General features: G+C 50.6%; 9 protein-coding genes, 2 tRNA genes, 3 pseudogenes and 1 riboswitch. Of the genes and pseudogenes, 10 read left to right on the top strand and 4 right to left on the bottom strand.

Annotation, left to right across the window (positions count from 1 at the left end; all coding sequences use genetic code 11):
• From G614_RS30080 to G614_RS31315, 4 genes and pseudogenes are all read left to right on the top strand, one after another.
• Nucleotides 1–223: pseudogene (locus G614_RS30080) on the top strand (group II intron reverse transcriptase/maturase); the annotation flags it as partial.
• A 102-nt stretch (nucleotides 224–325) separates the two neighbouring features.
• Nucleotides 326–559 (top strand): annotated as a pseudogene (locus G614_RS30075) (hypothetical protein); the annotation flags it as partial.
• On the top strand, nucleotides 448–855 hold the full coding sequence (locus G614_RS0114825; RefSeq protein ID WP_080664515.1) for an antirestriction protein ArdA: 408 nt from the start codon (nucleotides 448–450) through the stop codon (nucleotides 853–855). The pseudogene G614_RS30075 and the gene G614_RS0114825, both read left to right, overlap by 112 nt.
• An 81-nt stretch (nucleotides 856–936) precedes the next feature.
• Nucleotides 937–1,416: a hypothetical protein gene (locus G614_RS31315; protein ID WP_155245054.1), complete on the top strand. Its 480-nt coding sequence runs from the start codon at nucleotides 937–939 to the stop codon at nucleotides 1,414–1,416.
• On the opposite strand, the pseudogene G614_RS32775 reads toward G614_RS31315, so the two are convergent.
• Nucleotides 1,341–1,602, bottom strand: a pseudogene (locus tag G614_RS32775) (endonuclease); the annotation flags it as partial. The gene G614_RS31315 and the pseudogene G614_RS32775 overlap by 76 nt on opposite strands.
• A gap of 32 nt (nucleotides 1,603–1,634) precedes the next feature.
• Here G614_RS32775 and G614_RS0114815 point away from each other — a divergent pair.
• A complete protein-coding gene (locus G614_RS0114815; protein WP_330366906.1) occupies nucleotides 1,635–2,786 on the top strand; it encodes a site-specific integrase in 1,152 nt (383 codons plus the stop codon).
• A gap of 196 nt (nucleotides 2,787–2,982) precedes the next feature.
• On the opposite strand, the gene G614_RS0114810 is transcribed toward G614_RS0114815, so the two are convergent.
• The 3 genes from G614_RS0114810 to G614_RS0114795 all read right to left on the bottom strand — a co-directional run bounded on the left by G614_RS0114810 (nucleotide 2,983) and on the right by G614_RS0114795 (nucleotide 4,396).
• A tRNA-Arg gene (locus G614_RS0114810) sits at nucleotides 2,983–3,059 on the bottom strand.
• Nucleotides 3,060–3,080: 21 nt separating this feature from the next.
• Nucleotides 3,081–3,147, bottom strand: a tRNA-Arg gene (locus G614_RS0114805).
• A gap of 376 nt (nucleotides 3,148–3,523) precedes the next feature.
• On the bottom strand, nucleotides 3,524–4,396 hold the full coding sequence (locus tag G614_RS0114795) for a DUF3881 family protein (protein WP_027642573.1): 873 nt from the start codon (nucleotides 4,394–4,396) through the stop codon (nucleotides 3,524–3,526).
• Nucleotides 4,397–4,709: 313 nt separating this feature from the next.
• Nucleotides 4,710–4,853, top strand: a riboswitch (glycine riboswitch).
• 139 nt (nucleotides 4,854–4,992) lie between these two features.
• On the opposite strand from G614_RS0114795, the gene gcvT reads away from it, so the two are divergent.
• The 5 genes from gcvT to G614_RS0114765 all read left to right on the top strand — a co-directional run bounded on the left by gcvT (nucleotide 4,993) and on the right by G614_RS0114765 (nucleotide 10,548).
• A complete protein-coding gene (gene gcvT, locus G614_RS0114785) occupies nucleotides 4,993–6,102 on the top strand; it encodes a glycine cleavage system aminomethyltransferase GcvT (protein WP_027642571.1) in 1,110 nt (369 codons plus the stop codon).
• Between the two features lie 66 nt (nucleotides 6,103–6,168).
• On the top strand, nucleotides 6,169–6,549 hold the full coding sequence (gcvH, locus tag G614_RS0114780) for a glycine cleavage system protein GcvH (protein WP_027642570.1): 381 nt from the start codon (nucleotides 6,169–6,171) through the stop codon (nucleotides 6,547–6,549).
• 53 nt (nucleotides 6,550–6,602) lie between these two features.
• Entirely contained in the window at nucleotides 6,603–7,970 is a 1,368-nt protein-coding gene (gene gcvPA, locus G614_RS0114775) for an aminomethyl-transferring glycine dehydrogenase subunit GcvPA (RefSeq protein WP_027642569.1), read from the top strand.
• Entirely contained in the window at nucleotides 7,967–9,400 is a 1,434-nt protein-coding gene (gcvPB, locus tag G614_RS0114770) for an aminomethyl-transferring glycine dehydrogenase subunit GcvPB (protein ID WP_027642568.1), read from the top strand. Before gcvPA ends, gcvPB begins: the two co-directional genes overlap by 4 nt.
• 125 nt (nucleotides 9,401–9,525) lie before the next feature.
• Nucleotides 9,526–10,548, top strand: coding sequence for a lipoate--protein ligase (locus G614_RS0114765; protein ID WP_027642567.1), 1,023 nt, complete (start codon nucleotides 9,526–9,528; stop codon nucleotides 10,546–10,548).
• Nucleotides 10,549–10,552: the final 4 nt, after the last annotated feature.

The following is a 10,552-nucleotide window of genomic DNA, read 5'->3' as shown; positions in this document are numbered from 1 at the left end:
AGTTGAGAACTATGGGCGCAACAGCCTGATTAAAAGGCTACAAGCGAACAAATGCGAGTGGTGCGGCGCAGAGAATGTACCGCTCGAAATACACCATGTACGAAAACTCAAAGATTTAAGTGGCAGAAAACAATGGGAAATCGCCATGATTGGGCGCAGGCGCAAGACAATGGCACTCTGTATTGACTGTCACGATAAGTTACACGCAGGGAAATTAGACTGACATCTGGAGAGCCGGATACATCGAGAGGTGTAAGTCCGGTTCGGAGGGGAGTTCTCGGAAACCTGCCATAGCGATATGGCAAGGCGCTGGGTTCTTACCCTACTTGTGACCTCCGTGGGGCCTATCCCCTTTGCTACCATGAGCAATCGGGAATGGTCCGGCGTGGGACAGAACTACTTAAAGTCTCTGATTGCTTTAGGCTTCCAGGCGTTTCTCATTATGATATGCGTCGGCATTTATGCAGTCCTCATCCAGGAAATTTCCACCGCCGACAACATATCCGCTGCCATCTGGGGCTGCATGGGATACACGGTCCTCCTGTGCTTTACTCTCTTTATCTCTTTAAGGCATATATCACCAACACGGCGGCCTATGACAGCGGAGAGCGTGACAATGCCGGAGCCTGGCTTTACTTTCCGGCAAATGCGGAGGAAATCGCCGCTGCCTTTACAGAGATTGGGCTGCCGGCCTCCGCCACGCCGGATATGTATTTCTTTGATGATTATGTGTCGGATGTGCCGGGGCTCCGGCTCGCTCTCCCCATGTATGCCCATGTGGATGATCTGGCAATGCTGGCACAGGAACTCTCCGATCTGCCCGACCATGAGTTTGAAAAGCTGCTGGCTGTCTAGGAAACACCCCTGCGGCTGACGGACTATGAGCAGTTCAAAGAGTATCCCCACAACTTCGATTATTTCATCCTCATTCCGGGGATGAACAGTGACGAGGCTCTGGGCCGCTACCAGCTCTATGAGAGCGGTATGGTGGAAATGCCGGAGGCATGGAAAGCAGGCATTGACCCGGAGACCTTTGGCCGCAAAGTGCGGGAACAGGACAATGGATATTTCACGGATAAGGGATATGTAAAGGTATGCCCTCCACAGTTGAACACCGCAGAAACGGTCTCATACACATGGGAAGCAGCCAAAGCACACAGGAGTTTACAGCAGACCAGGGTAACCAGGCTCCGCTCACCGGCTGGCAGGAGGGATACATCCTGCTTTGCCAGGCCGCAGCTCACCGCCGACTGGGAGAATAAACTGTCCTTAGTGGCAAAGGGAGAGCTTTCCCCGGAAACATCCTCCATGAAAGGAAATGACGACCTGGGAGAATATGACTTTGTCAGCAGCTCCTCAAAATCGGATACCTGGGGAATGAGCCGGTCAATGGCAGTTTTCAGTTTCGCCTTATAGCTGGTTCCCGCTTTCTCGGCGGTATGCTCAATGTAGCTTTTTCCTTTGTCCTGTCCCGGCTCGATCACAGACAGACCGTATTCCTTACACAGTCGGTCGCTGGTAATTATGGATATGCCCTTTGTCTATGTGGGTGGTAAGGACAAATTCATACTTGCCGCCTAACACTTCATTTTGATTTTGTTTCCACCTATGGGGCAAAACAATGGGGCGTGTCCATGTATGACAGTCAAACCGCCCTAATCGCCAACTACATCAATCCGATTATCGGTGATATGGAGGTTCAGGCGATTACGCCCCGTGTAGTGGACAAGTACATTCAGACCCTGCAAAGAACCCCTCCCGTTTGCAAAAGGAACCGAAAGCCCAAAACAGAGTTTATTTCCAACCAGACGATTGAGAAGATCATCAAACTTCTCCGCTGTGCCTTTAAGCAGGCTGTACGCTGGGAACTGATCGGCAAAAATCCTTTTGATAACACCGTGTTACCAAAAACAGAGTACAAGAAACGAGACATCTGGGACGCCGATACCATCCGTATCGCTCTGGACCAGTGTACCGACAGCAAATTATATGTTGCTATGAACCTTGCATTTGCGTGTTCTCTGCGAATGGGAGAAATCCTCGGTCTGACCTGGAAGAATGTTCACATTGAGGATGAAAACATAGCGGCTGATAATGCGTATGTTTACATTGAGGCAGAGTTGACAAGAGCTTCTAAGCAGGCGATTGAAATGTTGGGAGAAAAAGAAATTTTCCATATCTTCACTCCGCTCATGCCTAACACCAGCACCCGGCTGATCTTGAAGAAACCGAAAACAAAATCAAGTGAGAGAAAAGTCTGGCTGCCGAAAACCGTTGCTTATATCCTCCGTGAGTGGAAAAAAGCACAAAATGAGCTAAAGAGCTTCCTCGGTGAGGAATACCAGGATTTCGATTTAGTGGTTGCGCTACCTAATGGGCGGCCATGTGAGAACCGGATTATTGAGAAAGAATTTTCTCTGCTGAAAGAAAAAGCCGGATTGCCTAATGTGGTGTTCCACTCTCTCAGACATTCCAGCACTACTTATAAGCTGAAACTCAATCACGGTGATCTGAAAGCCACTCAGGGAGATACGGGCCATGCAGAAATTGATATGATTACAAAAGTGTACGCCCACATCCTTGACGAGGACCGTAAAATCAATGCCCAGAAGTTTGAGAGTGCCTTTTATGCTAATCCTGATCTGAGGAATGTAAAGCCTCCCCAGGAGTCAGAACAGCCTCAGGCACAAACCTTAGACCTAGCGGCATTGGTGGAACAGCTTCAAAAATCTCCAGAGCTTGCAAGCACCCTGGCAGCATTGCTTACCGCTCAAAAGGCAGGCTAAAATCTCAAATTAGCAAGAAGTCAATTTTTCTTAGCAAGCTCTCCATTTTGGTTCGTTTCCAATTAGCAAAAAATTCATTGTAACGCATAAACAAAAAAGTAACCCTCCAACCCTGGTAGATGGTTTTAACCAAAGGCTGCGGCTGAACAAAAAAAGCTGCAAACCCTTATAAATAAAGGCTTGCAGCGTTGTTCGCTGGCGTCCATGAGAGGATTTGAACCTCCGACCCCACGCTTAGGAGGCGTGTGCTCTATCCAGCTGAGCTACATGGACATTTGTAAAATTATTCAGTTGTTCGCCTCATTTGGACTCGAACCATCTACCGCTTAGGAGGCGGTCGCTCTATCCATCTGAGCTACGGAAACGTGTATGAAATTGTGTGTGACTTACGGTCTCTGTTCCTCCAAAAAGTTTCCGTTGTAGGTTCCCTTAGGAGGCGTGTGCTCTATCCAGCTGAGCTACAGAAACACAAATATAAGGCGGGCCGTATGATACTCATGCGGTCTGCCTTATATAATAACCTATGTGGTAAAAAAAATCAAGTCCTATTTTCAAATAAACATCCCGGTTAAAAATCCGGTTAAACATCCCAGCGTCTGCCGACGATACTCAGCCAACACCCGTCCAACACCCAGCCAGAGCAGCATGCAGGCATCCCCAAACCACCCCAGGCCGCACCAGGAACCTCCCGCACCAGGAACCTCTCCAGGCCGTACCCGACCCACCCCAGGCCACCCCTAAAACAGCACCGTACCCTGCATCCACACCTGCCCCTTAAAGCGCCGTCCTATCCGGGGTTCGCCCAGCAGGTCCTGCTTGTTGATGGCCACATGGAATACCATGTCGTTGCAGTCCAGCTTCAGGTCATATATATCTTCCTTGGTAATACGGTTGGTGTTTGTACTGATTTCCGTGATTTCACCTATGACGGAGTACTGGTCACATTCTATGCCGCAGGGCATGAAACAGGTTTCTATGATGGAGTACACATCCTCATGGGCAATCCGTCTGGATACCATGGAATAGAGGTCGATGTCCTCTATGGTCAGTGTCTCAATGGCGTCCTCGTCGCCGTGTTTGGCGGCTTCCAGGAGACTGCTGCGCTTTTTGGCGGCCTGACGGGAGTCCTCGGCCTGTTTTTCCGTCTTATTGACCGGCAGCAGCACCTTTCCCTGGACTGCCAGGCCCGTAAGGGCAGCTCCCTTTGGCTGGACAGGCTGGCGGGCGCTGCGGCGCATCCTGTACTCCATGGAATTCTCCATGTAGAAAATCAGGGATATGCCCACCCTGTATTCATCGAGAAGGCCTGCATAAGTTTCACGCTCTGTGTGGCGCTGGATGGAACATTCCGCCTCTGAACTTACATCCGGGTTCTTGACATAGGGAAAATAATATTCGCGGCTGAATGTTCCTTTGGGGCTCATCTCGCCTATCATGGCAACTCCCATGCCGGGAGCCACTTCCGTGCGCAGTTCACAGAGCCTGCTGCCTTCCTGTTCCGCCAGGTGGCCGGTCATCTCCGCTTCTTTTACCAGGCGCTTTAAAAGCTTCGCCATATCCTGTTTTTTCTGGTACATACTGAATCCTACTGTCCGCATAAACTTATGCATCTTGTCACCTTCTTTCACTCAAGATTTTGCTCATCTAAAACCGTACTCATACAAGAATGAGGCCAAAGGAACCCCTTCGCCTCATCACCTTTGCTCATTATATACTACTTCATAGGAGATTACCAGTATTTTTTCTAAATATACCGTAAAATATTCGTGAAAATAAGTTTGGAAAATAGGGCGGAAATGCGATTAATGTGTTAAAATTTAAACACTTTTTATCTATTGACTGAAAATCCTGCCTGTGTTAGTATGGGATTAGCACAAGGCAGGCCGGTGGGATTTGCGTTTGCGGACAATTTTATATCATCGGAAGATGGATTCGGGAGAGACTGCCCACAGTGTATGGAAGATAAAGGAAACTCGGGATACAGCGTATGTGCGTATAATCAACATACAGAAGACAGCGCCGAAGGGGAAGCGGAAAACTCTCAGGCAAAAGGACCGGATACCGGACGATACTCTGGAGAGCATAGCACCGAAGAAGCCAAATCTTTCAGGTCCAAGGACAGAGCGCATGAACATCTTTTGTTCGTGCGCTTTCATAGTCTAATATCGTTAAGGACCAGACAATTTTCATGAAGGAGGTAGTGATTATGGGAACAGAAGCAGCAGGGGAGGTTTTGTTAAAAACACCTCTCTACGACACTCACGTAAAGTATAAGGGCAAGATTGTATCTTTTGCAGGGTATCTTCTGCCGGTACAGTACCAGACAGGCGTTATCGAGGAGCACATGGCAGTGCGCACCAAATGCGGTCTTTTTGACGTGTCACACATGGGGGAAGTGATTTGCAAAGGACCGGACGCGCTTAAGAATCTGAACATGCTCCTCACCAATGACTATACGGTCATGGCGGAGGGCCAGGCCAGATACAGCCCCATGTGCAATGAACAGGGCGGCGTGGTGGACGACCTGATTGTGTATAAGGTCAGGGATGACTGCTATTTTATTGTGGTGAACGCTGCCAACAAGGATAAGGACTATGCATGGATGAAGGACCATCAGTCAGGGGATGTTGTGTTTGATGATATTTCCTCCCAGGTGGCGCAGCTTGCCCTGCAGGGACCAAAGGCAATTGATGTGCTTAAGAGGGTGGCGAAGGAGGAAGACATTCCTGAAAAATATTATACCTGCCTTTTTGACCGCATGGTGGGCGGCATGAAATGCATCATTTCCAAGACCGGTTATACTGGGGAGGACGGAGTGGAGATTTATCTGGCTCCGGAGGATGCGCCTAAAATGTGGGAACTGCTCATGGAGGCCGGAAAGGACGAGGGCCTGATTCCATGTGGTTTGGGCGCCAGGGATACCCTGAGGCTGGAAGCAGGCATGCCATTATACGGACATGAGATGGACGATACCATATCTCCCAAGGAAGCCGGATTGGGAATCTTTGTCAAGATGGATAAGGATGATTTTATCGGAAAACAGGCTATCCAGGATAAGGGACCTTTAACCAGGAAGCGTGTGGGATTAAAGGTAACCGGCCGCGGCATCATCAGGGAGCACCAGCCGGTCTATATAGGAGAACAGCAGGTAGGTATGACCACCTCCGGCACACACTGCCCGTTCCTGGGGTATCCGGCAGCCATGGCCCTGATTGACATAGGGTTTAAGGAGCCGGGAACGGCGCTGGAAGTGGATGTCAGGGGACGCCGCGTGGCCGCGGAGGTAGTGAAGCTGCCATTTTATAAACGGCAATAATTCAGCGGATATAATAATCAGGATTTAAAAATATAATAAAGCAGTATGTTCAAGGAGGTATTTAGAATGAATATTCCAGAAGATTTAAAGTATGCAAAGTCACATGAGTGGGTAAAGACCCTGGAGGACGGCACGGTTTTAGTGGGAGTGTCTGATTATGCACAGGATGCTCTTGGGGATCTGGTATTCGTAAACCTGCCGGAAGCAGGGGACGAGGTGACAGAGGGCGAGTCATTTGCTGATGTGGAATCCGTAAAGGCTGTATCCGATGTGTATTCACCGGTAAGCGGTACAGTGGCCGAGATCAACGAGACCCTGCTAGACGCCCCGGAATCCATCAACGAGGCGCCTTATGAGGCGTGGTTCATGAAGGTGGAGAATGTAACCGGCACAGCTCAGTTAATGAGTGCGGCAGAGTATGAGGAATATGTGAAGACCCTGGATTAAGGGATTCGAGGCGGGGAAGGTATTCCATCCCATGAGAGGTGAGGTGAGATTATATGGGAAGTTATGTACCAGGTACGAAGCAGGAGCAGCAGGAGATGCTTCGTGAGATTGGGTTTGCCAGCTTTGAGGAGATGTTCTCCCATATACCGGATGAGGTAATGCTGAAGGAAGGGGTCAATATTCCTTCAGGACTCAGCGAGCAGGCAGTTAAGGGCAGAATGGAGGACATAGCCGGTAAGAATGTCGTGTTCCGCCATATTTTCAGGGGGGCAGGAGCTTATAACCATTACATACCTGCCATTGTTTCAAGCGTGACGTCAAAAGAGGAGTTTGTTACTGCCTATACGCCTTATCAGGCGGAAATCAGCCAGGGCATCCTCCAGTCTATATTCGAGTATCAGACCATGCTCTGTGAACTCACAGGAATGGACGCCTCCAATGCATCCATATACGACGGTGCCACGGCTGCGGCGGAAGCCATTGCCATGTGTAAGGAGAGAAAGAAAACCACAGCCTATATCTCTGCGGCTGCAAACCCGGGCGTTATCGAGGTCATGAAGACATACTGCTTTGGCAGCAATACAAAGGTTGTCATGGTCCCGGAAAAAGACGGGGTAACGGATGGGGCAGCTCTGGAAGAGATGCTGAAGGCAGACCCGCAGGCCGCCTGCTTCTATGTGCAGCAGCCCAACTATTACGGCAATGTAGAGGACGGGGACGCCCTGGGCCGTATTGTCCATGAGGCGGGCACCAAGTACATCATGGGATGCAACCCCATGGCCTTAGCCGTCATGAAGACCCCGGCAGAATACGGGGCGGATATCGCTGTGGGCGACGGCCAGCCCCTTGGCATGCCTCTGGCGTTTGGAGGACCTTATCTGGGCTTTATGACAGCCACGGCAGCCATGACCAGGAAGCTTCCGGGCCGCATCGTAGGCGAGACAGCAGATAACCAGGGACGCAGGGCGTTTGTTCTTACCCTTCAGGCCCGTGAACAGCATATACGCCGTGAAAAGGCCAGCTCCAACGTGTGTTCCAACCAGGCATGGTGCGCCCTGACTGCCTCTGTATATATGACAGCAATGGGAGCAGACGGTATGGCTAAGGCAGCAGGCCAGTGCATGTCCAAGGCCCACTATCTCAGGGATATATTAAAGGAAGCAGGGCTTGAGCCAAAGTATGACTGTGAATTTTTCCACGAGTTCGTCACCGTAAGCCCGGAGGGCAAGTGTACGGACAGCGCCCACATCTTAAGGGCTCTGGAAAGCAGGGGAATCCTGGGCGGACTGCCACTTTCCGACAGAGAAATCCTCTGGTGCGCTACGGAGATGAACACCAGGGAAGAGATGGATGAACTTGCCTCCGCTGTACGGGAGGCGCTGCACAGGGAATGCGGACAAAAGGAGGTGTGCGGTTCATGAAGCTTGTATTTGAAAAAGGGTCAGCCGGGAGAAAACTGGATTTAATCAGTCCCTGTGACGTGCCCCAGGTATCTTTTGAGAAAGCACATATCCGTGAGAAACAGCCCCGTCTTCCGCACATGTCGGAAAATGAAATCAGCCGCCATTATACGGAACTGGCAAAGCGTTCCCACGGTGTCAACGACGGCTTCTATCCTCTGGGCTCCTGTACCATGAAGTACAATCCCAAGGTGAATGAGGAAGCAGCCGCCTTAAAAGGATTTAGGGGAGTCCATCCGCTGCAGCCGGAGGCTACGGTGCAGGGTTCCATGGAAGTATTATATCTGGCAGAGAAATATCTCTGCGAAATCACGGGCATGGATGCAATGACATTCCAGCCGGCGGCAGGCGCGCACGGTGAGTTTACGGGACTGCTTTTGATCAAGGCATACCACGTCCATCACAATGACACCAGGCGTACCAAAATTATTGTTCCTGACTCTGCCCACGGAACCAATCCGGCCAGCGCGGCCATGTGCGGATATGACGTGGTGAGCATTCCGTCCAGGGAGGACGGCTGCGTGGATTTGGAGCAGTTAAAGGCAGCGGTAGGGGATGACACCGCCGGTCTGATGCTGACCAACCCCAATACCGTGGGATTATTTGACAAGAACATACTGGAAATCACAAAAATCGTACATGATGCAGGAGGACTGTGCTATTATGACGGCGCCAATCTGAACGCGGTTATGGGCATTGTGCGGCCGGGTGACATGGGATTTGACGTGGTCCATCTGAACCTGCACAAGACATTCTCCACACCCCACGGCGGCGGCGGACCGGGAAGCGGTCCTGTGGGCTGCAAGGAATTCTTAAAGGTCTTTATACCCGGCGTACGTGTGGAGAAGGAAGGGGATGCATATCACTTTGTGAAGGCACAGGAATCCATTGGGGATGTGAAGATGTTCTACGGCAACTTCCTGGTGGTGGTTAAGGCATTGTCCTATATCCTGACCCTTGGAAAGGAGGGCATTCCGGAGGCTGCCCGCAATGCAGTGCTGAATGCCAACTACATGAGAGTGAAGCTGTCGGATGTCTATGACATGGCCTACAACGAGACCTGCATGCATGAGTTCGTCATGAGTCTGGAGAAGATGAAACACGACAAGGATGTGAATGCCATGGATATTGCCAAGGCACTTCTGGACTACGGCATTCATCCGCCGACCATGTACTTCCCGCTGATTGTACATGAGGCGCTGATGGTGGAGCCTACAGAGACAGAGTCCAGGGAGACCCTGGATGAGGCAATCGAGGTATTCCACAGGATTTACGAGCAGGCTCTGGCAGACCCTGAGGCACTTCACAGTGCGCCCCACCTTACACCGATTGGAAGACCGGATGAGGTTACTGCGGCCCGTAAGCCGGTACTGCGCTATACATGGGAATGATGAAAATGAAATAGGACTGCCTGGACAGCCGGCATGTCCCTGGTTATGCATGGATATCCGCGATATCTGTATATGGCCTGGGAACGGGCTGCCCAGGCAGCCTTTCTATAAGAATGGAGACTGACATGATAAACAGACTTGTGTGGATAGAGACAGATAATACATACCCCTACCGGAATCTGGCCATGGAGGAATACATGACCCTTCATGTTCCCAAGGGAACCTGTATTCTGTACCTGTGGCAGAACCGCCATACGGTGGTGATAGGAAAGAACCAGAACTGCTGGAGGGAATGCAGGGTGAACTTCTTAGAACAGGAGGACGGATATTTGGTGCGCCGTCTTTCCGGCGGAGGTGCGGTGTTCCACGATCTGGGGAATCTGAATTTTACATTTATTGTAGGCGCCGATGATTACAATGTTTCACGGCAGCTGGATGTGATACTGGAAGCCGTAAGGAGCCTGGGAATCCATGCTGAAAAGACAGGGCGCAATGATATAACAGTGGATGGACGCAAGTTCTCAGGCAACGCATTTTACAGAACAGGGGACGGCTGTTACCATCATGGGACCATACTGATACGGGCGGACAAGGAAAATATGTCCCGGTATCTGAATGTATCAAAAGAAAAGCTTGCCTCCAAAGGAGTGACCTCAGTAAAATCCAGAGTGGCCAATTTATGCGAGTTTAAGCCGGATATCACATTGGAGGAAGTGAAAGCGGCGCTGGTGGAGGCATTTTCCAAGGTTTATGGACAGCCTGCCGTAAGGATGAAGGAAGGGGAACTGCCTCAGCCGGAGATAGATGCCCTGACAGAGAAATTTGCTTCCTGGCAGTGGAAATACGGAAGGAAGATTCCCTTTGAGTACGAAATGGAAAAAAGGTTTGTGTGGGGCAATATACAGATACAGTTTCATGTGGATGAGGGCATGATACAGGACGTGAATGTATTCTCAGACGCCATGGACCAGGAGATGATTGGGAAGCTGGCAAAACAGCTGAAGGGCTGTGCCTATGCGGAGAAGGATATATGCGGGGCGGTGGATGCCGTGGGACCGGACGCATTTCAGGCAGGGGATTATACGGATGTACCGCAGTCACGCCAGTTAAAAGAGGATATCATGGCCCTTGTGAGGGAATCGCTGTAAACGC

Source organism: [Clostridium] clostridioforme AGR2157 (genome assembly GCF_000424325.1).
GTDB classification, from domain to species: domain Bacteria; phylum Bacillota; class Clostridia; order Lachnospirales; family Lachnospiraceae; genus Enterocloster; species Enterocloster clostridioformis_A.
Note: the sequence above shows the minus strand (reverse complement) of the source record. Positions and strands in the feature narration are given on the sequence as shown.